The following is a 26,999-nucleotide window of genomic DNA, read 5'->3' as shown; positions in this document are numbered from 1 at the left end:
ATCTGTGAAATATCAACAGTCCCTTTAGCTGATCTCATTTTTTAATTTGAGGACTGTGGTAATTCAGTCACGAGTCGCAAAGAAACGGACAACTCATCCAGCTGGAAATGTGGTCTTAAGAAAACCACGGACTTGTAGTGGCCTGGTTGAGCAGGGTCTTCTACAACTTTTACCGATGCCTCACGAAGCGGATATTGTGCTTTCGCTTCCTGAGATGCACCATCATCAAGCAACACATACTGGGAAAGCCATTCATTCAAAAAGGCTTCAACATTGCCTGCCGATGCGAAGCTTCCCACCTTGTCACGCATCATCGCCTTTAGGTAATGGGCAATACGTGAAACCGCCATGATGTACTGGATCTGACTTGAAAGCGCGGAGTTGGCATTTGCGGTATCGCTGTCATATTTCTTCGGCTTTTGCGCAGACTGCGCCCCAAAGAAAGCGGCATAATCAGTATTTTTACAGTGCACCAACGGAATAAAGCCAAGGTCACTGAGTTCCTTTTCACGGCGATCCGTAATGGCAATTTCAGTTGGGCACTTAAACACCACCTCACCATCCGATGTCTTAAAGGTATGTACAGGTAAACCCTCAACCAGACCACCGCCCTCAACACCACGAATTGCGGCACACCAGCCATGAGAGTCAAATGCATTGGTCAGACGTGTGCCAAAGGCATAGGCAGCATTCATCCACAGATAGTCATCATGGTTCTCACCAGAAACATCCTCAATGAAATTAAAGCCCTCGGTTGCGGTTCCCTCTTTCGGATGATATGGCAGACGGCCCAAGACATGCGGCATGGTCAGTGCGACATAACGTGAATCCTCACTATCGCGGAAAGAGCGCCACTGCACATATTCTGCGGTTTCAAAGATTTTTGAAACATCACGCGGACGGTCAATATCGGTAAATGACTCAAGTCCCAGAATACTTGGGCTTGCGGCTGCAATGAAAGGTGCATGGGCCGCTGCCGCCACATGCGACACCTGTTCTAACAAATACATATCAGATGGGGTGCGGTCAAACTCAAAGTCACCGATTAGGGCTGCGTAAGGTGCGCCACCAAATGAACCATATTCCTCTTCATAAATCTTTTTAAACAGGGTACTTTGGTCAAAATCAGTCGCACCCTGAAAATCCTTCACCAACTCTTTCTTGGTCGTATTCAGCATACGAATCTTAATCATTGGGTTGGACGGTGTTTCCTGACAGAAATAGTACAGTCCCCGCCAGGTTGACTCGATTTTCTGGAATTGCTCATGATGCATAATCTGGCTAAGCTGCCTTGATATCAGTGCATCAATTTCCGCAATACGTTTGTCAATCGACAAGGTCATGTTTTCAGAAACTGTAATTGTTCCCGCCATCACCTCTTTGGCAAGCTCACCAATCAAGCTTTTTGCACGGACATGCTCATCATCATTGCGGGCAATACGGCTTTGTTCAACAATCGAATCCAGTAAATTTGCTGATTCAGCTTCAACACCATTCACTGCCAAGGCTTGTAAATTATTCATTTTCCGCCTCCACACTCAGCTGACGAACCTGATCTGTATTTTTTAATACCTCATCCAGTAAATCTTCCAAACGCTCGCTGTTGGAAATTTTATTGCGGAGATCAGTTAGACGTTCACGGGCTGCAACCAGCTTACGCAGTGGGTCAACCTGCTGAACTACCTGTTCTGGTCGAAAATCCTCCATTGAGTTGAACGTCAGGTCAACCGACATACGACCACCCTCTTCCGTCAGGGTGTTTTCAACCTGAAAAGCTGCCCGTGGGGCCAGAGACTCCATAACTTCATCAATATTGTCCAGATCGACATTGATGAATTTCTTATCCTTTAACTTGGTCTTTTCCAACTCAGAGGCAGCGGAGAAATCACCCATCACCCCAACAACAAATGGAAGCTCTTTTGATTCCTTACCATCTCCCACCTCAACATCATAAGTGAGCTGGACACGAGGAGGACGAATGCGTTGCAGTTTTTTCTGTACGCTTTCTCTTTTTGCCATAATTGTATACCCTTGATTATTATTTCAACGAATCAAATGGATTCGCCCCTGTTTTTTGAACAGTTGGTGATTGTTTAGCGATCGCTGGTGCGGCGGCAGCTGGGCGCTTTGCAGTCTGGGCCGCTATATTTCGAACAGGCTGCGGCCGTACTTTTGGTCGGGTTGCCACTCGTCGCGTATTCGTCACTGAACTATGGGCTTCTTTTTTTAACGACTCTTCTGTAACCGCCTTGATATTTGAGGTGTCAGGTGCTGGCAGTGCTACACGGATATCATCACTCAACTGCTTTGCTGGTGGATAAGTCAGTTCATTGCTCAAATAACGCATCTCATCAGTACGCATGTGCTGTAGCGCACCATTTGCAATCGCCACACTGGCAAGAAAGGTCACATCAGTTAGGGCAGCGCCACGCACATTTTGCTGTTGCAACTGGGTTGCCAGCTGTAAGGCATTCAAGGGTTGTTTTAGCTCATACATTCTCATTGCAGCCTGAGCCAATAAATCATTTACATGCTCGGCATTCTGTTTATCACATACCTGCTGATATATTCCTAATAATTCAGGATCAGTTTGATTGGCAACCAATGGATTTTTTTTAATACATTTACTTTTTAATTTAATTGGTTTTATTTCTTGATCATTTGCATAAACCAAACTCCCCATCAAACTTGTAGTTATACAAAGAATTGATATTAAAATACCTTTTTTCAAAATATGCCTCGTCATTATTTAACTTATAATTGAAGAGCTGACAATTATTGTTAAAAAACCCTCTTACTCGTCAATTCTTATACATTTAGATCATTTTGGCGCATTTAACAAAAAAATCACACACAAAGTCAATACCAGTTACGTTTATTAACATTAATCAGGTTTTGTAATTTTTTCTGAATAAAAATTTTTTCAATATCAGGTGCAATTTTTGTTTAAAAGTGACAATTTTTGGTGTAGAATAATCTGTACACTCTTTTAGAGTTAAAACAAGTTTTTGATTTTATTCAAAAAATAAAACAAAGAAACAACAACCCTATCAGGCAAAAACCACTTATTCGGTCTTGATATTTCAAAGTTATTGTGAGTCATAAATGGGTAATTTAAAGGTTTTAATTACAAAACTATCACCTCCTACTCGTGCTGCATTAGAAAAATCTGCAAACTACTGTATTAACCAGCTAAATTACGAAATTGAGATTGAGCACCTATTTGTCGAGTTATTACAACAAAATCCTGCGAATGACTTACTCATTTTATTAAGAAAAAATAATATCTCTTTTGAAGCTTTAATAAATGATTTAAAAGAAAGTATTAATGCTTTACCTAAAGGAAATACCCGTACTCCAATATTTACAAAATCCATTGTCCGATTATTTGAGCAGGCATGGTTATTGGCATCGGCAGAGCAAAACCCGATTATTCGTAGTAGTCATTTATTTATTGCTTTGTTAACTGCACCTGATTTACAGCAAATTGCGTTTAGGGCATCAAGTTTATTTGAATTATTTCCAATTGATACCATGAAGCATAAGTTTCTGGATATTTGTGGAAAAAGTAGTGAGCAACCAGCTACTGAAAATTATGTAACGTCCGTTTTAACATCGAATCAAACTCCAGCAGTTGCCACAACAACAGTAAAAACGCCAGCACTGGATCAATACACCATTAACCTGACTGAAAAAGCTAAAAATGGGCAGATTGACCCTGTAATTGGGCGGGAGTTTGAAATTCGCCTGATGCTGGATATCCTGATGCGTCGCCGTCAGAACAATCCCATCCTGACAGGTGAACCTGGGGTGGGTAAAACCGCTGTTGTTGAGGGTTTGGCGTTAAAAATTTCGCAGGGTCTGGTTCCTGAGGCCTTAAGAAATGTGCAACTGCATGTTCTGGACATGGGACTGTTGCAGGCGGGAGCCAGTGTTAAGGGTGAGTTTGAAAATCGTTTAAAACAGGTGATTCAGGAAGTTCAGGCCTCTGCTCATCCCATCATTCTATTTATTGATGAAGCACATACCCTGATTGGTGCAGGTGGTCAGGCTGGACAGAATGATGCCGCCAACCTGCTTAAACCTGCATTGGCACGTGGTGAACTCAGAACCATTGCAGCAACCACCTGGGCTGAATATAAGCAGTACTTTGAGAAAGATGCCGCCCTCAGCCGCCGCTTTCAGGTGGTCAAGGTAGAGGAACCAACCGAGGAAGTTGCCATTGATATGCTACGCGCCATGATTCCTGTCATGCAGAATCATTTCAAGCTGCATATTGATGATCAGGCAATTATTACCGCAATTCACGCCTCCCATCGTTATATCAGTGGTCGCCAGCTTCCAGACAAGGCCATTAGTGTACTGGATACCGCTGCCGCGCGCGTGGCACTGACCCAAAATGCCCAGCCTGTGGTTCTGGATCAGCTTAAAGCACAGCAACATAACCTGAAACTTGAACAACAGCTTTTAAGCCATGAACATCAACAATTCCCGATTCACCATCAACGTCTGGAAGAGATTAATCAACAGCTTGCGGCATTAGAAAAAGAAATACAGGATATTGAAACCCGATGGCAACAAGAGCTTGCCTTAGTACAACAAATCCAGCAGCTGGGTTCGGAAACTGAACAGGATCATCAGGCAAAAATTGCTTCATTAAGAGCTGATCTAGCACAGTTGCAAGGTCAGGCTCCATTGGTTTTTGAACGTGTCAATGCCCAGATCATTAATGAAATTATTTCAGACTGGACAGGTATTCCTGTTGGTAATATGGTTAATGATGAAATCAGGCAGATCCTCAGCCTTGAGAACAAGCTTGCTGAGCGGGTTATGGGACAGGACTATGCCCTTTCGCAACTGGTACAGGGCATTAAAACCTCGAAGGCCAGACTTGAAGACCCGAATAAACCGCAGGGAGTGTTTCTACTGGTTGGGCCAAGTGGAGTGGGCAAAACCGAAACCGCCCTTGCGCTGGCAAACGAACTATATGGCGGCGAACAGCATCTCATTACCATTAATATGTCTGAATATCAGGAAGCACATACGGTCTCCTCATTAAAGGGTGCCCCTCCAGGCTATGTGGGTTATGGTCAAGGTGGGGTTTTAACCGAAGCCGTGCGCCGCAATCCATACAGCGTTGTGTTACTGGATGAAATTGAAAAGGCACATAGCGATGTGCAGGAATTGTTCTATCAGGTATTTGACAAGGGCATGCTTGAGGATGGTGAGGGACGGCTGATTGATTTTAAAAACACCACCATTCTGCTGACCTCAAATACAGGTTCAAGTGCCATCATGCAGGCATGCCTAAACCAGCCAGTAGAACAATGGCCAAGCGCAGAAGACCTGATTGAACAGTTAAAACCGAGCTTATACAAACAGTTCAAGCCTGCATTTATTGGACGTATGCGCATCGTTCCCTACCTCCCTCTACACGATGATCTTTTGGTTCAAATCATTCAGCATAAGCTTGGAAAAATTGTTGCCAGAATTAAAAAGCAATATGCAACACAGGTTGAATATTCTGAGGATTTAATCGAACTGCTGTTAAACCGTTGTACCGAGGTCGATAGTGGCGCACGCAACGTTGACAATATCCTGAACTCAAGCGTTTTACCGTCCCTTGCCACTGAAATCCTGATCGCGCTGGCTGAACATAAATTGCCAAAGCGCATCATGATTGACACTCAGGATGATGAGATTACTTATCAACTCGACCCTGCTGAAAAGGCAGGCAAAAAACGTTCAGGTAAAAAAGCCAAAGCTGAAGTTTAAAATTTAAGATTGAGCCAAAATCGTGATGCATATGGATATTTCCTCATTACTTCATCCCATTGATGAGCAATCACCTTGTGGAGAAGATTATTCATTTTCCAATGAATTTCATGCCATAAAAAAGGCGAAGACCCAAGATGATGTGCTACTTGACCAAGGGGACTGGGTCACTGAGCCTAAACAGGCCGACTGGGATTTTGTTGCAGCCACCACCATTGACTTGCTGCAATCAAAAACCAAGGACATCCGCCTGCTCACCTGGCTTTCTGAGGCCTGGGCAAACCTGTATGGTTTTGAGGGGATTGGCAAAAGTCTTGAGCTGAGCCATCGCTTGCTTGAACAATACTGGCTTACGGTTCATCCAGAAGTTGAGGATGATGACCTTGACCAGCGTATTGGCTTGTTGCAGGGTCTGATCAATCAACTGCCGTTACTCATCAAGAAAGTTCCCTTGATCAATCACGCCCCTTTTTATCATTTGCTGGATTATGACAATTTTCTCTACCATGAGAATGTTCGACGTAAACAAAGTGATGATTATGAAAGTGGTAACCAGTCAGCAGAACTGGAACAGTTTGAACAGGCCTTATCCACGACCGATAAAAACTTTCAGTATCAAAACTATCAATATTTTAATGACATTCTCCAGCAATGGTCTGTACTGAAAAATGTTCTGGATGGCTTACTTGGGCTGGATTCACCAAGTTTTGCCGCAATTGACTCCAGTCTGGACCACATTCACCTGAGCCTGAAAAAGATTTATGAAACTGATCGCTTTGTTCAGTCAACCCAAACCTCTGACACGATGGAAATCGACACATCGATTTCCCCTGTGATCCAGTCAACCACCATTCCACATATGCCTCCTCAAAACCAACTGTCCTTTCAGCCACAGGTTCAATCGCATGTTGAAAATCGGGAACAGGCCATGCGTGTTCTACAGGACATTGCCAGCTATTTTGAGAAAAATGAGCCTCACAGTCCTGTCAGTTATATGCTGCAAAAAACCATTAAATGGAGCCAGATGCCATTGCATGAATGGTTGATGCACGTAATCAAGGATGAGCATCCATTACAGATGTTACAGGACATGCTGGGCGTACAGCCAAAGAATGAATATGAGTAATGACTGGTAAATAAATATGTTTAAAGCAGAGAAAATTCTTTGGGGAGAAGGGCTGTTCCTACGCCCGCAACATTTCCAGATTCAGGATACCTATCATGAACAACGACTGAACCATACGGTTCGGGCAATGATTCCCTATGCCTATGGGGTACAGAAATTAAGGTTTGATGAGGTTCAGCTTTCCACCCATATTCTGGCTTTGGAGGAAGTTGAAATCATCTGGCAGGATGGTGAAATTTATCATGCGCCAGCCCAGGACCTTTTGCCTGAACCGTTATTACTGGACGACTTAAACCTAAAAGGTGAAATGATTGTTTATCTTGCTTTGCCAATTTTACAGGCCAACAAGAAAAATATTGCTGATGAGATACGTTCCCTTTCCAGCCGTTACCATAATTACCTGGCTGAAACCCATGATTTATTTACCGATGCCAGCCCTGCTGAGCTTAACCTGTTACGACGCCGTGCAGAGTTCAAGTTACTGGAACCACATATTCAACCAAGTCAAAACCTGGATGGATTCCTGTATTTGGCTGTGGGTAAATTAAAACGTCAAAGTTCAGGCAGTTTTGAACTTGATGCGAAATTTATTCCACCGATTTTGCATATTGCGGCTTCAGAGTCTCTAATCGGCAACTTAAAACGTACCCTCAACGTGATTAAGGCCAAGATTAAAACCATTCAAAGCAACAACCGTGAAAATGAACAAAAGCTTATCGAGTTCCGTTCGGGTGATATTGTCTCATTCTGGCTCATCAATGCATTGAACACTGCCTATGCGGGACTAAACCATTTATTGCAATATCCCCAGATTCATCCAGAACGCCTATTTTCAGAATTATTACGTTTGACGGGCTCATTGCTGACCTTTTCAACCGCCTATGATGTTGATCATCTCCCTCACTATAAGCATCACCAGCTTCAGGACAGTTTTCAACAGCTTGACCTTATTTTAAGGGAACTACTGGATACCATTATTTCCAGTCGTTACTTCAGTATTGCACTCAAGGAAATTCGACCATCGTATTGGGTCGGTAGTCTGGAATCGGACAAAATCACTCGTGATACGCGTCTTTATATTGCAGTCTCCAGCAGCATGATGCAAACCCACGAACTTATTCAGATTGTGCCATTACGCTTTAAGGTGGGCAGCACCGTTGATGTGGAACAGCGTGTGATTGCCGCACTTCCCGCCGTTCCCCTACACCATCTCATGCAGGTGCCGACCGCAATCCCTGTGCGCTCGGGTGTGAGTTATTTTGAGATCGAACCCCACCACGAACTCTATCAACGTATGCTTGAATCAGAAACGATCTGTGTCTATGTCCCTGCTGGTTTTCAGGACATTAGTATTGAATTGATTGCCGTAATGAATAGTTAAGGGAAATAAAATGACTCAGCATCCAACAGCTATTCCCTCATTATTTGATGATGGACAAATTGGTTCAGGCCTGGCAATTACCGATCAGTCTCAAAATAAGTCGCAAACTGTCAACTTGATTGACCTGATGCACGATGGATTTTATCTGGTGTTCCTGATCCGCAACCGTTACATTCCGTCCAACCCAAGCAATTTCCGTGAAAAGATTCTGGACCTACTCAATCGCTTTGAGCAGCAGGCGAAACGGCTACAATTTTCTGCCGATGACATTCATGATGCCAAATATGCATTTTGCGCCTTGATTGACGAAACTATTGCCACCCAGCAGGATGCCGCCTATTTTAACCTGCAAAATAACTGGCTTATCAGTCCACTGCAACTGAGCCTGTTTGGTTCGCAACTTGCAGGATATCGTTTTTTTGAAATGCTGGAACAGTTGCGTAGCCGTGGCAAGGAACGTTTGGCTTCACTTGAAGTGTTTCACTACTGCCTACTTTTGGGTTTTCAGGGCAAATACCGCATAGAATCGATTGAAAGCCTGAATCATCTGGTTGCACGTGTAGGCGATGAGATTGACTATCTCAAAGGTAAAAAAGCTGCTTTCTCACCTTTTGCCGCCATTCCAGACCAGATTAAACACATCATCCATCATGAACTACCCTTTTTCTGGATTCTGATCTTCTTATTGATGTTTAGTGCGCTCACCTTTGCTGGACTCAGGTTTATGCTGTCCCAACAGAATCAAAATGCCTTGGCCGCTTATCAAAATATCATTTCTGCACCAGCAGAAGAAGCGCATATCACCATTCATTTACCTTAGTTGATACAGCATGATTCAGGAAAAGCCAACCTCTCTACGCATATTACAGCGCAATAAAAAGAAAGCGTTAGCGCCTACCATTTATTTGTTGATTGGGTTTATTTCAGGCATTGCATTCAGCCTATTTGCTTTCTTTCTATTTTCCAAGTTACAGGCAAATCCTGATTCAAACAGTATAACAAGCCCAGAGGAACAACCTGTTTCCCCCATAAGCAGACAAAATGCCCAAGATGTTTATACAGTAGAAACCTCCCATCAGGAATCAACTGAAACTGTTGAGGACAATAATTTTGCCCAGCCACAAAGCAGTGATTTAAACAAGTTTTTCCAACACACCCCCATTCCTGCACCACATTCACAGCAACGGGTCTCTCCTTTTGCCAATGAACCGAATGCTAAACCAGCCCAGCCAGTTGCAGCTAAAAACTCAAATACTAAAAATGAGGCCGCCCCTGCCAATAAGGCCGTAAAACCTGCCATACCATCTAAACAAGTGGTGACACCGAAAGAAGCAGAACCTGAAGCGGACACACCTGACGCAGTGGTACAGATTAAAATCACCCAAAAAGCCTTTGCTGTAAATGAACTCAAATAATCCATGATTTGGTTGATTTTTCCCTGCTTTGTTTTTGTTGCTCTAGGGCTTGGACTGCTTATGTCCTATGAACTACGCTTTAAATGCACACAACTCCTACAATCTGTACTTCCAAGCGGACGGAGAAAAATCACTCATGTGATGCAATTTGCCGAGAATATGTATCAGGCTGCCTCACCTCAAAAGTTACAGTCACATTGGCACTTACAGCAATGGTGGATATTGATTGCTGGTTTTTTCCTATTTGCCAGTATCCTGATTTTTGCTTTTACCCGTCCCATTAATTCAACACGGATTGAAGCTGAATATTTAAAAGAAACTGATCCGCAAATTTATGCCTTGCTCAATGGTGAAATGCTCAGTCCACCACCTCAAGTTGATGAAACCCTGATTCAGTATGCGATTGTGGAAGCAACCCGACTGGAACAGGCCTATCAGGCACAGCATAATACCAGTATCAATGCTTCCCCGATTGAGGTGCCACCTATGCATACGCATGGTAGCCTAGACACCGCCTCAGTTGATCGTAAATGGGACAAAATTAATCCACGTTATAAACAACGTCTGCTCATGGTTTTTAAGATCATGAAAGAGCAACATGGTTATGAGCTGGTTTTACTTGAGGGTTATCGTAGCCCTGACCGTCAAAATATGTTGGCTGGTAATCCCAATACAACTCGTGCAAAAGGTTACCAAAGTTACCATCAGTTTGGGCTGGCGGCTGATGTTGCCTTTAAACGCAACGGTAAAGTTGTGATCACAGAACGCGACCCTTGGGCAATGCGAGGCTATGAGTTATATGGTCAGGTTGCTGAATCAGTGGGTTTGACCTGGGGTGGTCGCTGGAAATCAATCAAGGACTATGGTCATACGGAATATCGTATGCCAGGTTTGAAAAAAACTAGGGAAATGGCAGATCAGTTGATTGCTGAGATTTAGAAATCATTCAATTGGTTATAATAATTAGAATCGTATTATTGCTTTGCCAATTTTGACTTTATCAAGGATGCATTATGCAGAATAGTCTTAACCTGTTCAGCATTAAAACCCATATCTCGTTTCCCTGTAGAACCACCTATACAAGAAGATGACATAATATTAGTTGAAGAGTTAGGGTTTGCACCTAATGCACAGAAATGATTAAGACCAAAAGCATGTCCCATTTCATGTTCCTCAGGTGCCTGAACATTATGATTTAATCTTTCCCAATCCAAGAAAATAAAAGGTTGATTTCCATTTCTTTTTCCATGTCCATCACGGTTCTTGAAACCCTGCTTCAAGGTATAGCTATCATAAATATAAACATTTATCGCATTAGGGTCTTTTACTTTTAGGTCAATACATTGATTGAAGTACGTTGCCCATACTTCGGAATCATATACTTTTGTGCCACTATTTAAGGCAACAAAAGAACAGGTTGAATTTTTAATATCTCGATAAAAAGATGCACTTTTATATCTAAACTTGATAATTGGAGAACGATCTTCTTTAACAAAATATGTATTTAATATATCCACTTCTTTTTTTAATTGCTCTTTGGTAACAAATGACTGAGCTAAAGGGTTTGGCGTAATGATAACAAAATGTAGATCAAAAACATCATAAGGTTGTACTGCTAAGGTATTAGATACAGCTAACAAGCCAACCATACCTCCCAAAAGATGTCTTTTCATAAAAGCCCACCAATTTCACAGGTCACCTACATATTATGATAACCTTGAAAATTCCACCAAAGTCACAAAAATCGATTCAAGTTATTACAAGGTTTTACCACAATACTCAAAATATAATCTTAAGGCATTATAAAACATAGCCTTTTGTCGATCAGGCCGATCATCGTGCAAAGGTAACATTGATAAAAAAAGTAAAACAACGAGTGGCATTATTTCTTTAACAGTTATCTCTTCTATTATAAAATCATTGATAAAGTTTTGAGATATTGCTTGAGTACGATCATCAATGTCAAAAATTATTTGAATAGAACCATTTGATTCCTCTTCAATTTTATAATAACCAGAAATAATGAAATCATAAAAACCCACAATAGAATGAGTTAATTTAGCAAAGTCATACTTCAGATCGCCAAACAAAGAGAACTCATTCTTATAATTCAGTCCCCTTGGATCTAGTACCTTAATTCGATCCCCTCTTGAATCAAATAGCATATTACTAAAGCATAGGTCACCATGCATTACTCCATATATCATTTTGAGATTGATAACTTTAGCTATACAGTCTTCCAATATATTTTTTAGTTTTGGCAACTTTTTATTTCTATAAAGAATCTCTTTTTCCACACTAATATTTTCACTTTCCAAATACTGGATAAAACGATCTCTAGATTTTTGGGTATATAAATTTACAATACTTTCATTAATAGGTAAAAAATCAGTAATTTCTCCATCTACTGCTTTAGAGGCTTTTATATATTCAAATATTTTATCGAATATCTTATTCCATTGTAACACCTCATTTTTACCGTGGACAAACAATTCATTCAATGGAATATAAGGTAAATATTCTAAACAGTAGTAAGTATCAGAATTCTTGTTATTAAAATCCAATAACACGGGTATATATTTTCTTATCCGTCTAGGTACATTGATATACCATAATGCTTCTGCTTCAATCTTGATATTTGGTTTTCCTTGTTTTTTTACAACACCATCCTGTATTTTTAAATCATTAAAAGCCCTTTGGGTGGTAATGTTTGCCCTTGAAGAGAAGTAGGTGTTTGCATGGCCAAAATCAAACCAGTCTTGTACTTCCAATTGTTTTAGATAATGACTTTCACTGTAAAACTTAATTGCCTCAACAAAGCCCTCTTTTTTCAGGGTTAAAGATTTGAGCAGATAACTAATTGAAGAAAATGAAAAAAATCCACTCCAAACAAGTGCATGTTGGCTGTTACTTCGCACAACCTCCCAGTTATAACTATTAAATGATTTGGATACGGTAAGAATATCAGCTTGAACAAGTTCATTAAAATTTAGGAAATAAGTATCACCATGCAACAAATAAAGAACCTCATTCTTATGTAGACATTCATTAGTATTCAGTACATAAAGGATTGATTCCGTCAGTTTGAAATTATCAGGAATAAAAACGATATTTACATCCAAAGTGGACAAAATTCTTGTTTCTGCATTAGACAATTGATAGCTTTCAGGTAAAGTGAGAAAAATCTCTTCATTTTCAAAAGTTGATCTCAGTTGTGATACTTGCAGCTCAATTAATTTCTTATTGGCGATAGGTAATAAACATGGTGGAATACGTCCCAACTCTACCTGAAACTCAGATGCCACATATGCACCAGAAGTAATTAAAATCATAATCTTATACTCTTATTTTGTTTAAAGTATCTATGTACTCTTGTGGTGTACCACAAAACTCAATATCTGAAAACTCCACAAGCTTATAAAGAATTTCTTTTCCATCTTTTATATACAAGTTATACATTGGTGCAATATAGAGTTCTTTACCAGAATTCAAACTTAATTCTTTTTTAAAATATTCCTGATATAGCTTCAGAGATTTAAAATAGTACAATCCATTACTACATAGATTTGATATTCTTTCTTTTTCTGTGGTTTTGAGTACCTTATTTCCTATTCCAGGTAGAACAAAAGACCAATGTTCCCCCTCTCCCTTAAAGACTTCTAAATACCCATCCTTTTCAGGAAAACTATCCAATTTTTTAAATTCCACTAATCTTGAGTCAATGTTAAAAATATAAATTTCATCATCATACTGTATATTTTTTACACCTTGATAAACCGTATCTGCCTGCCCTAGTGTACGATCCTTTAAGGTTATTATTCTATAATTAGCTATACCCAGTTTTTTAATTTTTGCTTCAACAAAATTATAGGTATCATAATGATCAAAAATAATAAATAAAAAGAGGTCTTTCTCATAATAGGTCTTAAATGATGAAAGTGACCATTCGAATATAGTCTGGTTATTTAAGTCAAGCATGTATTTAGGTACGATATAACCTGCATTAAAGAATCTAGAACTAAAACCAGCCATAGGAATCACAATCATAATATTCTCTTTATTTTTTTATAAGCTGACAAATTTCTTCATAGCTTAGATTGATAAATTCATTAGGTCTTATTGCCTTGTCATCCACGTAAAAACCATCGAAACCACACCAGGGTTTTCCAGAATGTATTTCATCAAATGGCACATTATACCTTTTTAACCAATCAATAATAATAGGTAAAGTATGGGCATTGATTTTTCCAACATTATTTTCAAAAGTTCTTACATTTCTACTGGTATAAAAACATATCTCAAAACCATCATTATGATATTGTTTGATTTTTTCAATCATATCAAGATTAGGCCTTGCATTTATATAATCACCATTTTCGGTTGTGCAAATTGTATCATCTATATCCAATATCAATCTTTTCATATAGTATCCTTTATTCTTAACCATTTTTTATTTGCAACAATAAGCTCATCACCTTTGATCTTACTTAAAATATTTCCATTTAGTTTCTGATTATTTATAACTGACACCCATAGTTTATGTATAAATTCTTCTTTACAAATTAAAATATTATATATATTTTTTGTATATTGACCTTGTTGCTGGAGAAGTATTTTCTCTATTTCTTCTTCATTCATAGTTTTAGAAAGCACTGTACCAACCATTAAATTAATTTTTTTCAACTCAATTCTTTGTTCATCATAAAGTTTTATTAAGACTAATACAATACAAACAGTAATATTCGTTACAACCTTAGAACCTAGTCTGATATCGAGATAAAATAAAGTAATTCTTATAATTTCATTAAAATTTATTGCTAAAATTAATTTATTATAAAGCATATCAATCAATATATAAATTGCACATTCATTGCCTGTTCTAGCAATTGGTAATAACATTTTCTCTGTTGTCTCAATTTCAACATTTTCATATTTCAACCATAATTTATACAAATCATTTTCTATCAGCTCCGTGTAGCTCAATTTCTTCCAGTCATTTTTATCTACATTTAAACAATTAAGTTTATCTTCACTTTTCACATTCTCATAACAATATAATTTACTTATATCCAATGGATATCTTCTTATTTTTTTAAGCCACACCAACTCTGGTGAACATTGAAAGAGGTTTTTATCAAAAAAACTTACAATCTCTTTATATTCCTTATGTGTAAGCACAAAAATTTCATCATTCTCATCATTATTAATTGCCCTTTTAACATAAGTTAGAAAACTATCATAAGCATCCGTTTTTATTAACTCACCGTGAATAGCCATTCTTACCAATTCTTTATCTATAATAATTGTTCCTAAACTTTGATATTTAAGCCCTTTATTAGGACTTCCTGAAAAAAAGTGATAAAAACTTATATTGTCACGATTTTTTTCACCAAATTCTTCATGGCTAATAATATTAAAATGACTATTTAAAATAAGTAAATATATCGCATAAACTTTATAATAAATTTCTGGAAATATAGATTTTTCTTTGTTTTTATCAACATACTCTTTGAGCATAGGAACTATTTGTGTATATCGAGTAAAACGCATATAATCCCTTAGTACAGGAAATTCCTTAAAAAATGGATAAGCGTACCATTGAATATTTGCAACCACTCCTTTTTGAAAATAGAGATCATAAAAATCAAAATTTATAAGTTTATGTAAATCTTTATTTTGTCCTAACAGCACAAAATCTGTCATTTGAAACAATCTAACCGTACGAGGACGAAAAACAATGATTTGGCAATCTAATATTTTTGGAAAATTTCCAATCTTTTTTACTTTTATTTTGTAATTTTCAAATACACCCTGTTTATCCATATAGTTTATATAATTTAGGCTACGATCTGTTCTTACTCTTAATACAAAGTCAGTCTTAGGTATGATATCTAGAGCACTTAATAGTTGCCTCGCCTGACGCCAATAATTTACAGAGTTACTAGGTATTTTTTCTGCCTCTGGAGTCAAGGTTTCCCCCTCTAGCACATAAACTCGGAGTGCTTTTAATTGCTCCCTTAATCCATCATATTTATCAATTTCTCCAAACCAAGTTGAGAACACGATATGATCAACTTTTCCTAAACTTCTTAGCTCAAGAATTCTGGTCAAGGTTAATTTAAAATCTAGCTCATCACGAATATTTCCACATATTACAACCCATAATCTATTTCCATTATTCACAATATTCACCACTCTATTCTTCTAAAAAACTTACATTATCAAAATAAAATTTCTATAAATTTTCCTAAATTATCATTACCAAAAATAAATTGCTTATCTACTAAATCAGTTAAATATTCTTTTACCTGTTTAAACTGCTCTTCACCCACAAGATACGGCTGCCAAAATGTTTTCAGGTTATTGGTATAAATTGGATAAATTCTAAGCTTAATTTCGTCAATATTCAGTCTAACAATACATCCGTATGGCATAGCCTGATGTTTATCATACTCTCCATTACTATTGAAAATACCATTACCAATACTAAAAATAACAGGTTTTCCATTAATATACTTGATTGGCTGTATAGTGTGAGGCCCATGCCCAATAATAAGGTCTACACCTAGCTGAGTCAGTGTATAGGCAAGCTTTTCCTGTTCAGAATGAATAGGTTTAAAATCAATCCCCCAGTGGTTAATTACAATAATTTTATTTTGGGGATGAAGCCTTTTATATTGTAGAATTTGTCCTAAAAGTAAACCATGACTACAGGCAACACCAGCTCTATGTCCTAAGGCATAGAAATCGAATTTTTTATAGGCAGTATCCCGATGCCAATAACCATTAAAAATAGCATAGGTTTTATCCTGCCAGGTCACTTCGAAGAAATGATGTGCTTCTTCTTGATCACGTCCTGCACCAATATATTTTATATCTGCTCGATTAAAATGTTCCAATGTTGAAATTAAATAATCTGAACCATAGTCTTTCAAATGGTTATTGGCTAACACGACACAATTAATATTTCTACTCTTAAATTCTTCAATTGTTTTTTTAGCATTCGCCCCCAAGATAAAGGGTTTAATTTGATCCAGTGGTGAAACCTGTTTACCATCATAGAAAACAGCTTCGAAGTTAACGATATTAATATCATCAGGGTTAAAGAAGTTGGCTATTTTTTTAAATGAATGCCCATAGCCATATTGTTGTAATCCATCCTTTACTCCTCTTTTTTCACGGACCTCGGTATAAGCTTCACCAAAATAAGTATCACCTAATATATTTATAATGGGAGTTTTTGCAGTCAACCTTTTGCTTTTAGGTAAATCTGTAAACACTTGATAATACGGCAGTAAATATTCAATACGTTGTTCATTACTAGTTATTGAAAAAATACTGATTTGTGGTTGTTCTTTCTCACGATATGCAATATAGGTTCGCCTATATTGGTCTCCTATAAACAAGAAACCATTTAATAGTCCAGTATAGGCAACAGGAGAAATTGGTTCAAGAACTTTACCCTTGAAATATGCAAGTGCAACTAAAAAGGGTTCTCTAAAGTAGATAGGTAGATTAAATATATTCCTTGCAATAGAGAAAATATCTCTAAATGTTTTATTTTGTACTTGATCTTTATAGTTACGACCCGTCACATTTAAAATTTTCTCAGGATCTATACCTAGATTTTCCGCTTCACTCTTAATAGAGCTAAGCGCTTGGGAGGTTGTCTGATAAAGCTGCTCAGCCAAAGCCAGGATACAGTCTGGTTTCTGTGTTAAAATCGTATATTGCATTAACTGCATAAAACTATATTGCTCGCCCTCTAACAAACCTAAACTATTTGAATGCTGCCCTTCTTTACTCACATTCAGAGTCACTTTATATAGGGTATCAAGCTGGATTTCATCCAATGCATATTTTCTAAGAGCCAAATAAGTCAATAAGAGTGGTGCAATACCATATTCAGTTGTAGTAGACCAAATATTTTCACTAAAGTCAGCATTATTGAGTGATGTGACAACATACTGATGTCCAGGCTTATATTTTGATGCACTCAATAATTTTTCTTTTAATAGCTTGGGCATCAAGTGAATGGTTGAGTTTCTGCGCGAACCTTTAATTAGAATCACGTCTTCTGGTTTAAGATGATTTCCAACCCGCTCTATGCAATTTTTTTCATCCGTATAATGCCCTAAATTTCTTTCTTTAGGCAGTAAGTGGTTTAAATAATTCGTATCTTTACCAAAAGTTGCAATCAATGAAAATTCATTTTCCAAAATAGGCTGTAATAGCTCTTCATGTACCTGTTTAGACTTTTTTTCTAGATTGATAATATCTCCGATAATCAAAACTTTGCGATTCTGTTTAAACCTTTCATTGCAATATTTAAAGGCATTTACCATGGATAAATATTCTGCATTATAGGTATCATCTATAACATGAATCTGTTTTTCTTCAAGATAGTCAACTTCCAACGTAGATGATTTATTAGAAAATGTATTGAATAAATGCTGTACCTTTGCAATATCCAAATCTAAATAAGATAATGTTGCAATTGCTGCAACCATATTGCTTAATGTGCCATCATCAAAAAATTTATCTAAATTAATCTCATACTTATATTTTTTAGTTGTAACACTAAAACCTTTCTCATTTCGTTGAAAACAGACATCTGCACTTGGGTGCTTCCCATAACTTAAAATATTATTATGATAACGTTTTACATAGTCACATAATTGATCATAAATTCTAATATCCCGATTAATAATAACCACACCATCTTTTTTTAAGCCATCAGCTATCCTACTTTTGAAATCAGCAGTTTGATCCTCATCATATCCTTTTTGTCCTACTCCTATTTGGGTAATGATGGCAATATCTGGGCGCGATATCTGACTAATTCCTCCAGTTTTCATGGTGAGTGCAGTCATGGCTGTTTCTAGAACCAAATAATCTGGGTTAGATATTGCATTAGATAAGGTAAGTTTAACACCTGTTCTAGAGTTATGATTACCATGAGTCGCGTAGCTTGTGCCGAACTCTTTTAATAATAATTTTAGATAATCCTTAGTACTGGTTTTCCCTACCGTTCCTGTGATTGAAATGACTTTACTTTGAATTTTATCTCGCACATATTCAGCGCATTGGCTAATAAAGTTATAAGAATTATCTACAATATATTGTGGTATTTTTCTCGGTAAATTCTCTATTGGATATTGGGCTACAATCCCCTGTATATTTTCTGAAAAACTATGAACTAATTTATGTGTATCTTCCCAGTTTGCATATACCCCACTATTTGAGGTTCCTTTTAACCATGTTTCCTTGTCCATTGCTATAAATAATGTTTCTCCTTTTTTACAGTTCAGTTTATTTTCTGAAATATGGTAAGCGGACCACTCTTTTTCAGGTTCTATATACCATTTTCCTGGCATTATTTTTTCTATTATTTCTTTTGTTATAATCATTTTATTTACCATATAAATTTCAAGAAATTAGTTATTAAAATAATTCACATAAGCAATATAGCCTGACAAGTTATGTTCCTGGTCATCAATTCGGGTTCTGAATCGATCATGTCGCACATAGAAAGCATTTAAGATTTTGTCTGGCCGCGCCATATACATTGCCACTTCAGGATAGAAGAACCCATTACGCTGAAACTCACTGCGTAGTTCAATCAATTCTTGCAGTTTGTCAAACTTGGCTTGCTGGTAAAGTTCTTCATATCCCTGCTCTTTCAGGCGATTTACCATTTTATATGCTGACATCAGCATTTCCAGAAAGGTGGCGTAGACCGTTTTTCTATTTTTAATAAAGTCCATATGCTGTAGATAATTATTTAGGCCAAACTGAAAATATTTTTCTTCTGGGCATATTTTGGTAAGTTCGTTGGTACAGTAACTTAACCAGTGATCATGATATTTATCATATTTTTTCGTTATAAAATGCTCAAACATTAACTTTACTGTCGCCAAAAGTTTTTTATCATGATTGAGTTGGTAAAGGCGAAGTAAGGCAAGTGCAGCCTCACCATCATAATAGACAATGCGAAACTTTTCTTTTAGCTCATAACTTGGATAATGCAGTACATGGGTGGTTTGTCCCTCGGCATCAACCATTTCCAAAATACCATTGGCAATTGCTTCAGCATATTTCAGGTATTTCTTGTCATTGGTGAGTTCCTGATATTTGCTAAACATTAAAATTGCCGCTGCATTTGCACCCAGCTTAATTTCCTGATTCTTTTCCCCATCAATCATAAAGGCAACTTTGCCTTGTTTTTCCCTGTAGAACGTATCAATTGCATATTGTATGGAGCTATGAATTTTGGGCCAAAACTCGTCGTTTTCCTCTACCTCAAAACTTTCCAGTAATGCATAGATAGAAGTACAGTGACGCACGGTGTTATAGCCTTTTAGCTCTCGGTCATAGGCAGGAAAATAACCGTAAACAAAACGTCCATTGTCATGGATTTGCCGATATAAGAAATCTGCATCTTTTTTAATCAGTTGTTTAAGATGTTCTTTTTTATCGCCTTGTAGTTCACGAACTCCATTTTGACAGCCACCACTTTGTAGCGGAATAAATTGACCATCTTCATAGATTGCAGCATAGGTTTCAAATGTCCAAATATGCTCAAGTGTATCCAATACAACGGTTTTATTTATGTTTGGATATTTTTTCTGAATAGCAGCATTAAAATTTGCCTCATCAAAAAAATTGGGTTCATCATATTTTAGTCCCTTGATAATTGCCCGACCATAAACCTCCTGTTCCAGAAATGCGACTTCAAAATTTTCATCCAGACTTAAGCCCTTTCGGTAATGATTATTGTGCTGTTGGTGTGATACTTCATAGACCACATTTTTCCAGGGCTGTTTTTGAATCTGGTAAGCAATATCAAGCTTGATTATTTCCAATAGGTTTTTGTTCTTTTCAAAGGTTTTTTCAACAAAATTTATCAGTCGCTTGATGACCCTGGAACTTTCCACATCACTGCTGTTCCATACCTGGCATCGACTTGAAATTTGACCATAGGACAAAAAAATGCATATTTGACTTTCATTAACCTGTTTTTCCTGAATCGTATTTTCTAGCCATTTTGTTAACTGTAATTTTAAATGCTGTAATTCATTATAGCTCTGCATATATTTATTCCGTTTCTAGTCATTATAAGGATTTTTAAAAAACTATATCGTATATGCTTTTGTTTTGAAATGAATAAACTGTATGTTTTGTGAAAAAGAAAAACCGCCCCATGTTTTCATGAGGCGGTTTTTTGGGGTTTTAATTAAACTAGGTTAGAACAGGATTTGCTGATTATGCAACAATTCAGCAAGTGTCACTTCATTGGTTTGATTGGTCAGGATGAGCAAGTTAGTTGAATCCGCACCACCTGTGCCATCTCGATCAATTTTCACAGTTGCTGTATGGTTATCTGCATCATATTGGACAGATAGGTACTGTTCAATATTGCCTGCATTTGCACCAGAACCACTGAGCAAATCACGGACATCTATGCGGTCAGCCTCGGCATCGACACCGACCTGACCCACATGGAAGTCAGTCCAGGTATCTGTACCGTTGCCACCTGTTGCATCACCTGCAACGAGTAACTGGTAGATCGCTGTGTCAGAACCTGCTCCACCCTCCAAGGTATCATTGCCTGCTCCGCCAATGAGGATGTCGTTGCCTGCGCCACCATGAAGTTCATCATTGCCAGTGCCACCATCGAGGTAGTCATTGCCTGCATTGCCAAACAGTTTGTCATTGCCTGCACCACCACGAATGATGTCGTTGCATTGACCACCAGTGAGTGTGTCATCTCCATCATAACCATAGATTCTCACGTTGTGGTCGGTTACTGCGGATTGATCAATCACATCAGCAGTCGCTCCACCTTCAACAACATAGCTTGCTGTACCATGACCCAGTAGATTGCTTAACAGACCCACATCAAGCAGTTGAGCCAGGCTTTGTACTGTCGGTTGCGCATGTACGCTGTCATAGGCAGTGACGGTTACGCTATCAGCAAGGTTCAACTGTACCAAATCCTTACTTGCATGAATCGTTGCCATGAACTCCATTAGTTTTTGATTGTCAATGGTTCCATTATCCGCAGCAGTGATGATAATTTTCATCGAATCGCTGCCGAAGAGGCTGATACCCTGCAATCTGTCAGTCACATCCACATTTAGGCCAAACTCTGCTGCCAGACCTTGTGAGTATGCGAATCCAACGCCATTACCGCCCAACAATGTTGTTAAGAGGTTAATGACATTGAGTCCAACGATACCTGAGTTGTATTCGATCTCAACTCGTTTAATGTCGTTGTTGACATCAACTGCAAGGAGTGGTTGCTGATCCAGGGTGATCAAGCCAGCCACATCTGCACCCACGAGACCCAACAATGCATTATTGGTTAATGCCACCTCTGGTTTTTGTTGGCCTACAGAAGCGATGATATCCAGATCAAACTCAGCACTGGTGAAAGTATGGCCTGCGGTATTGGTTGCTTCAACAGTAAAGATATACTGACCCAGGCTGGTAATTGGTGCTGTAGTGAGACTCCATTTACCATCGGCACCTGCGGTGGTTGTACCCACTTCCGTACCATTGGCAAACAGGGTCACTGTACTGTTTGCCTCTGCCACGCCATAGAAAGTCGGTGTGGTGTCATCGGTTGAGCCACCATTGAACACATTACCCTGTTCCGCACCGAAGTTGTCTGCAACCGCAAGGATGGCTGGATTCATATCCTGTCCCGCGATGGTGATGGTTAAGGTGGCTGACGAAGTAAAGTCAATACCTGTTGGGTCAGTCACATGATAAGTGAATGTTTCCACCTGACCTAGACCTACCAGATTTGTGTACGGTGTATAGGTGTAGTGACCATTGGCAGAGATCACCAATGTACCGTATTGACCGTGAATGGTGGTCGCACCCATTTCATTGACAGCCACACTTTGTCCATTGAAGTCAACACTGGTGACTTTGGTAAATACAGTCACGCTGTCATCTGCAAGAACATTGCCTGTCACTGGTAGAACTGCATGCTGACTTGGATCGTATACATCTGCTGTTGCAGTCAGTTTACCTGCCAGACCTACACCAACACCATCGTATGCCATGAATGCACGGTATTGACCTGCATCGAGGTTATTCACAGTAGCCACAACCTGACCATTTGCAAGCAGATCAAGGTTAATAATGCCACTGGTGTTAGAACCTGCTACGGCCACCCATTCGCCATTGACCAGTTTTTGAACCACAACTTTATAGTCATCATTCAAGATACCTAGGCTGACTGCCGTACTGTAGCTAAAGGTCATATTTTGTGTATGTCCATCCGCTACCGTGAAACTCATGGCTGGTGTTCCAAGGATTGGTAAATTAATACCAGCAACACCAATCAATGCAGTATAGGCCTGTTCACCAATTATCAGGTCATTGCCCACCAGCAATGCACCAGAGTCGATTCCTGCCACTGCAACATCTGCATCAGCCGCGATATTAACGGTTGCAGGTGCCAATGGATTCATCGGATCCCAAGTCATATCCACAAGATCGCTATCGATATGGATAATCAATTGGGCAGATGCCTGATAGTCATTGCCTATTGGGTCAACAATGTTATAGGTGAAGTGTTCAACCTGGCCTAGACCAGCATTATCCGCATTTGGTGTATAGGTATAGCTGCCATTTGCATACATCACCAATGTACCGTATTGACCGTTGATGGTGATGACACCACTCGCTCCGATATCTACAGTATTCGCGCCATAAGTCACGGAATGGACCACTGTAAATGGTGTGGTGGTATCACTATGTCCTGTAACACCCACATCACCAAGCACGTTGCCATGAACAGCCACTGAGGTGTAGCCATTGACAATGGTGTTTAGATCATAAAGGTCGGCTGTTGCGGTCAACGTGCCTCCTAAACCACCACCAAGTACGCCTGTGTAAACCATCGCGGCACGGTATTCACCTGTTGCCAGACCAGTCAGTGTGACACCCGCACCTGAGTTGAGCAGTTGTAGATCCAGCACATTCCATTGACCAGAACCATTCAATGCCACCCAGTTACCTGATGCATCTTTATGTTGAATCACCAGTTGGTAATCACTCAATGCGCCTGCACCAATCAAGGTGCTGTAACTTAAGGTGACATCACCTGTTGCGGTATTGACATTGAAGCCAACACTGTTGCTACCAATGATTGCAGCATTCAGACCAAGCAAGCCAACAAGAGCGAGGTATCCATGACTGCCAAGAACCGCATCATGTTCAGCCACCGCATATTGTGGTTGGGCAATTTGATCCAGATCGTAGATGTCGGCTGTTGCGGTCAGGTTACCAAGTAAGCCAACCTCACCAAGAGAACTGTCATAAGTCATGAATGCACGGTATGTACCTTCACCTAGGCCATGCATGGTTGCAGCAACCTGTCCAGAGGCAAGCAACTCAAGACTGATGAAGCCATCTGTCATCGCATTGTTGACAGTGACCCACTGGTTAGTGGCTGTATCGAATTTTTGGACAAGGACACCATAGCCATCACCGAGGACACCAACAGTTGCCAGAGCGCTGTAACAGAATGTCACATCGGCACTTTCGCCTGCTGCCACGGTGAAGTTAATGTCGCCGTTATCAAGCAATGACAGGTCAAGATCTGATAGACCAACCAGTGCAAGGTAACTATGGCCACCAAAGTCCACATCATCGCCAACTTGTAACAAGGATGGGTTAATCGCTGCGGTCACCAGATCATCAACGGCGTTGAAATCGATGGTTGCAGGTTGTGCAGGGTGATCTGCATCGCCCCATGTCATATCCACCTGATGACTATCCAAATGGAAGTACAAGGTTGCTGATGAACTCATGCCAGTCGCTGGGTCATGCAAGGTATAGGTAAACTGATCAACCAGACCTAGACCTGCACTATTTGCATTTGGTGTATAGGTGTATTCACCATGCTCATCGATCTGTAGCGTACCGTAATGACCGACGATCGTCAGGCCAGCACTTGTCATGTCTGTGGTTGTGCCATTGAAAGTGACACTTTGTAGAACAGTGGTCGCGGTAAGCACATCAACCTCTGTACCATGCAAGCCTACATCTTCAATCACATTGCCCGTTGCGGCCGTTACCACATAGTTCACTTGGGTTGTGCTATAAACATCTGCGGTTGCGGACAATGTTCCAAGCAAGCTTACATCAATGACTGCTCCTTCATGGGCCAGGAATGCACGGTATGTACCAGCAGCAAGGTTGTTCAGTGTGACACTGTTGCCTGACAGTACATCTAGATTCAGGAAGTCAGCATCGCCTGTGCCCTGCACCGCTACCCAATGCCCTGACGCATCCAGTTTTTGAACCACGAGTTTGACATCATCAAGTACACCCGCACCCAGTGGCAAGCTATAACTGAATGTGACGTTATCTACAGTGCCACCTGCAACATTGAAGTTGATCGCATCTGATCTTAATGCCTGTAGATCAAGATTTGCGATGCCCACCATTGCGAGATAACCATGACTACCCAGATTGGCATTATCGAACAGTTGTTGTGGAACAACATCGATATAAGCGTTTGCCAGATTGTCAAAGGCATGTATTTGCAATAATGGATCAACCACAATTCCGATCTGCGCATTTGCAGTATCGATATGACCAAATCCATCAGTTGCCGTTGCCACAATGTTCACAACACCATTGACCGCCGCAGAGGCTGGAAGACTGACGGTGATATAACCATTGTCCACATCTGCTGAATTGACAGTGTAAAGCGTACCATTGACATTAATCACAGTACCATCAACCGCATCAACACCCAGATTCACATGGATATCGAACACGCCATCTGTACCAAGCTCATCCAGATTGATAACACCATCACCATTGAGGTCTGCCACAACATCAATCGTAGTGATCAGGTCCTGAACATCCAGCGCATAGTCATGTGCCGTAGTAATTGAACTACTATTACCTGCCGCATCGGTAAAGGTTGCTGTTGCATCAACGGTGAGATCATCATCAAGTGCGAGATCACCACCATCAACATTGACAGTCCATGTTGCATTTGTACCCGTGAAATTCACGGTCGCGTCATAATCCACACCATTGATCGTTACAGTCACATGGGTATTGGCCGAGTTCGCAGCCTCTCCTGTAACACCTGTCAATGTACCTGTCACAGTCACTGTGCCGCCTGCTTCAAGTGCATCCAGTATGTCATCACCAGTGATTGGATCAATCGTAATGACTGTGCCATCCGTACTTGGTGGGATGGTATCCACACCAATCCATGTTGCTGCGGAGTCAAGATTACCCCAGACATCATGTGCCTGTGCAGAGATATTCATCAACTGATTGACACCGACAATACTGGCTACGATATAGCCATTTTGTAGATCGGTTGAGTTGACTGTATATGATTGACCATTCACCGTTACCACCATGCCATCATAGGCATCGGCACCCAAACCAACCTGAACATTGAATGTTCCATCTGAACCAAGCTCAGCGGCATTGATCAGGTTGTTATGGTCAAGATCATCAATCACCGTGATGTTGGTAATCATGTCCTGTGGTGCAACGATTACACCTGCATTTACTGTATCAGTATGACCATCTGTATCGGTTGTTGTTGCTCCAATTGTAATTGCGCCACTACCAATCGTTGGAATTGTGATTGGGAATGAGTTGTTTGCAAGATCAGTTGCTGTAACCGTATGATTGATCGTAATTGTACCACCTGCTACAGGACCAGTTACGGTCACTTGAACCTGCATTCCCTCATAAGCGTCATCTCCAAGTCCAATATGCGTCTGAACATTGGCACTGCCATTGAGTTCATGTCCTGTAATTGTTCCATTGGCATTCAGATCAGTATCAATCGTGATGTCAATTAGCAAGTCATGATCGGAATCACTGTCGGAATCGGAATCACTGTCGGAGTCTGAGTCACTGTCTGAGTCGCTATCGGAGTCGCTGTCGGAATCAGAGTCACTGTCAGAATCTGAATCGCTGTCGGAATCTGAATCGCTGTCGGAATCGGAGTCACTGTCTGAATCTGAGTCACTGTCAGAATCTGAGTCGGAGTCGGAATCGCTGTCGCTATCTGAGTCGCTGTCGGAATCTGAGTCACTGTCAGAGTCGGAGTCACTGTCAGAGTCTGAATCACTGTCTGAGTCTGAATCACTGTCTGAGTCGCTATCGCTATCGGAATCGGAGTCACTGTCGGAATCTGAATCGCTATCTGAGTCGCTGTCGGAGTCTGAATCACTGTCGCTATCTGAATCGGAGTCTGAGTCGGAGTCGCTATCGGAGTCGGAGTCGCTGTCTGAGTCAG

The 26,999-nt window shown here is 39.8% G+C and carries 17 protein-coding genes and 1 pseudogene; 6 read left to right on the top strand and 12 right to left on the bottom strand.

Going from position 1 to position 26,999, the window contains the following annotated elements; genetic code table 11:
- Positions 1 to 41: 41 nt before the first annotated feature.
- Genes tssC through N5J47_RS14870 form a run of 3 tightly spaced genes read right to left on the bottom strand, consistent with a single transcriptional unit; the run spans position 42 to position 2,731 of the window.
- Entirely contained in the window at positions 42 to 1,523 is a 1,482-nt protein-coding gene (gene tssC / locus N5J47_RS14880; protein WP_279960610.1) for a type VI secretion system contractile sheath large subunit, read from the bottom strand.
- Positions 1,516 to 2,019, bottom strand: a complete 504-nt coding sequence (tssB, locus tag N5J47_RS14875; RefSeq protein ID WP_279960612.1) for a type VI secretion system contractile sheath small subunit — start codon at positions 2,017 to 2,019, stop codon at positions 1,516 to 1,518. The genes tssC and tssB overlap by 8 nt, the downstream gene beginning before the upstream one ends.
- A 19-nt stretch (positions 2,020 to 2,038) precedes the next feature.
- Positions 2,039 to 2,731, bottom strand: coding sequence for a hypothetical protein (locus N5J47_RS14870; RefSeq protein ID WP_279960613.1), 693 nt, complete (start codon positions 2,729 to 2,731; stop codon positions 2,039 to 2,041).
- 374 nt (positions 2,732 to 3,105) lie between these two features.
- On the opposite strand from N5J47_RS14870, the gene tssH reads away from it, so the two are divergent.
- From tssH to N5J47_RS14840, 6 genes are read left to right on the top strand one after another with little or no spacing between them, the layout of a single operon-like run.
- Positions 3,106 to 5,775 carry a type VI secretion system ATPase TssH gene (gene tssH / locus N5J47_RS14865; protein ID WP_279960614.1) on the top strand — a complete coding sequence of 890 codons (2,670 nt, stop codon included), beginning with the start codon at positions 3,106 to 3,108 and terminating at the stop codon, positions 5,773 to 5,775.
- 25 nt (positions 5,776 to 5,800) lie between these two features.
- Positions 5,801 to 6,901, top strand: coding sequence for a type VI secretion system protein TssA (tssA, locus tag N5J47_RS14860; RefSeq protein WP_279960634.1), 1,101 nt, complete (start codon positions 5,801 to 5,803; stop codon positions 6,899 to 6,901).
- A 16-nt stretch (positions 6,902 to 6,917) separates the two neighbouring features.
- Complete coding sequence (gene tssK, locus N5J47_RS14855; RefSeq protein WP_279960615.1) at positions 6,918 to 8,282, top strand: type VI secretion system baseplate subunit TssK; 1,365 nt, start codon at positions 6,918 to 6,920, stop codon at positions 8,280 to 8,282.
- A 10-nt stretch (positions 8,283 to 8,292) separates the two neighbouring features.
- A complete protein-coding gene (icmH, locus tag N5J47_RS14850) occupies positions 8,293 to 9,102 on the top strand; it encodes a type IVB secretion system protein IcmH/DotU (RefSeq protein WP_279960616.1) in 810 nt (269 codons plus the stop codon).
- A 10-nt stretch (positions 9,103 to 9,112) separates the two neighbouring features.
- A complete protein-coding gene (locus N5J47_RS14845) occupies positions 9,113 to 9,697 on the top strand; it encodes a hypothetical protein (protein WP_279960617.1) in 585 nt (194 codons plus the stop codon).
- A 3-nt stretch (positions 9,698 to 9,700) separates the two neighbouring features.
- Positions 9,701 to 10,636: a M15 family metallopeptidase gene (locus tag N5J47_RS14840; protein ID WP_279960618.1), complete on the top strand. Its 936-nt coding sequence runs from the start codon at positions 9,701 to 9,703 to the stop codon at positions 10,634 to 10,636.
- A 35-nt stretch (positions 10,637 to 10,671) separates the two neighbouring features.
- On the opposite strand, the gene N5J47_RS14835 is transcribed toward N5J47_RS14840, so the two are convergent.
- From N5J47_RS14835 to N5J47_RS14795, 9 genes and pseudogenes are all read right to left on the bottom strand, one after another.
- A complete protein-coding gene (locus N5J47_RS14835) occupies positions 10,672 to 11,370 on the bottom strand; it encodes a hypothetical protein (RefSeq protein WP_279960619.1) in 699 nt (232 codons plus the stop codon).
- An 84-nt stretch (positions 11,371 to 11,454) separates the two neighbouring features.
- Complete coding sequence (locus tag N5J47_RS14830) at positions 11,455 to 13,029, bottom strand: hypothetical protein (protein ID WP_279960620.1); 1,575 nt, start codon at positions 13,027 to 13,029, stop codon at positions 11,455 to 11,457.
- A gap of 4 nt (positions 13,030 to 13,033) precedes the next feature.
- On the bottom strand, positions 13,034 to 13,744 hold the full coding sequence (locus N5J47_RS14825) for a capsular biosynthesis protein (RefSeq protein ID WP_279960622.1): 711 nt from the start codon (positions 13,742 to 13,744) through the stop codon (positions 13,034 to 13,036).
- Positions 13,745 to 13,754: 10 nt separating this feature from the next.
- Positions 13,755 to 14,120 (bottom strand): capsular biosynthesis protein, encoded by a 366-nt coding sequence (locus N5J47_RS14820; RefSeq protein ID WP_279960623.1) that lies wholly within the window; start codon positions 14,118 to 14,120, stop codon positions 13,755 to 13,757.
- Positions 14,117 to 15,880 carry a hypothetical protein gene (locus N5J47_RS14815; RefSeq protein WP_279960624.1) on the bottom strand — a complete coding sequence of 588 codons (1,764 nt, stop codon included), beginning with the start codon at positions 15,878 to 15,880 and terminating at the stop codon, positions 14,117 to 14,119. Before N5J47_RS14815 ends, N5J47_RS14820 begins: the two co-directional genes overlap by 4 nt.
- Before the next feature lie 38 nt (positions 15,881 to 15,918).
- Positions 15,919 to 19,107: a CapA family protein gene (locus N5J47_RS14810; protein WP_279960625.1), complete on the bottom strand. Its 3,189-nt coding sequence runs from the start codon at positions 19,105 to 19,107 to the stop codon at positions 15,919 to 15,921.
- A gap of 27 nt (positions 19,108 to 19,134) precedes the next feature.
- A complete protein-coding gene (locus tag N5J47_RS14805) occupies positions 19,135 to 20,790 on the bottom strand; it encodes a poly alpha-glucosyltransferase (RefSeq protein ID WP_279960626.1) in 1,656 nt (551 codons plus the stop codon).
- Between the two features lie 153 nt (positions 20,791 to 20,943).
- Positions 20,944 to 26,562: a BapA/Bap/LapF family large adhesin gene (locus N5J47_RS14800; protein ID WP_279960627.1), complete on the bottom strand. Its 5,619-nt coding sequence runs from the start codon at positions 26,560 to 26,562 to the stop codon at positions 20,944 to 20,946.
- Positions 26,556 to 26,999 (bottom strand): annotated as a pseudogene (locus N5J47_RS14795) (hypothetical protein); the annotation flags it as partial. The pseudogene N5J47_RS14795 and the gene N5J47_RS14800, both read right to left, overlap by 7 nt.

Origin of the sequence: Acinetobacter sp. GD03645, assembly GCF_029845285.1 — a bacterium.
GTDB classification, from domain to species: Bacteria; Pseudomonadota; Gammaproteobacteria; order Pseudomonadales; family Moraxellaceae; genus Acinetobacter; species Acinetobacter corruptisaponis.
This window is presented reverse-complemented; position numbering and strand designations above follow the sequence as displayed.

What these genes read in the sequence shown, in the direction of transcription:
- tssC (WP_279960610.1), bottom strand. Translation starts at nt 1,523, where the DNA reads ATGAATAATTTACAAGCCTTGGCAGTGAATGGTGTTGAAGCTGAATCA.
- tssB (WP_279960612.1), bottom strand. Translation starts at nt 2,019, where the DNA reads ATGGCAAAAAGAGAAAGCGTACAGAAAAAACTGCAACGCATTCGTCCT.
- tssH (WP_279960614.1), top strand. Translation starts at nt 3,106, where the DNA reads ATGGGTAATTTAAAGGTTTTAATTACAAAACTATCACCTCCTACTCGT.
- tssA (WP_279960634.1), top strand. Translation starts at nt 5,801, where the DNA reads ATGCATATGGATATTTCCTCATTACTTCATCCCATTGATGAGCAATCA.
- tssK (WP_279960615.1), top strand. Translation starts at nt 6,918, where the DNA reads ATGTTTAAAGCAGAGAAAATTCTTTGGGGAGAAGGGCTGTTCCTACGC.
- icmH (WP_279960616.1), top strand. Translation starts at nt 8,293, where the DNA reads ATGACTCAGCATCCAACAGCTATTCCCTCATTATTTGATGATGGACAA.
- N5J47_RS14845 (WP_279960617.1), top strand. Translation starts at nt 9,113, where the DNA reads ATGATTCAGGAAAAGCCAACCTCTCTACGCATATTACAGCGCAATAAA.
- N5J47_RS14840 (WP_279960618.1), top strand. Translation starts at nt 9,701, where the DNA reads ATGATTTGGTTGATTTTTCCCTGCTTTGTTTTTGTTGCTCTAGGGCTT.
- N5J47_RS14835 (WP_279960619.1), bottom strand. Translation starts at nt 11,370, where the DNA reads ATGAAAAGACATCTTTTGGGAGGTATGGTTGGCTTGTTAGCTGTATCT.
- N5J47_RS14830 (WP_279960620.1), bottom strand. Translation starts at nt 13,029, where the DNA reads ATGATTTTAATTACTTCTGGTGCATATGTGGCATCTGAGTTTCAGGTA.
- N5J47_RS14825 (WP_279960622.1), bottom strand. Translation starts at nt 13,744, where the DNA reads ATGATTGTGATTCCTATGGCTGGTTTTAGTTCTAGATTCTTTAATGCA.
- N5J47_RS14820 (WP_279960623.1), bottom strand. Translation starts at nt 14,120, where the DNA reads ATGAAAAGATTGATATTGGATATAGATGATACAATTTGCACAACCGAA.
- N5J47_RS14810 (WP_279960625.1), bottom strand. Translation starts at nt 19,107, where the DNA reads ATGATTATAACAAAAGAAATAATAGAAAAAATAATGCCAGGAAAATGG.
- N5J47_RS14805 (WP_279960626.1), bottom strand. Translation starts at nt 20,790, where the DNA reads ATGCAGAGCTATAATGAATTACAGCATTTAAAATTACAGTTAACAAAA.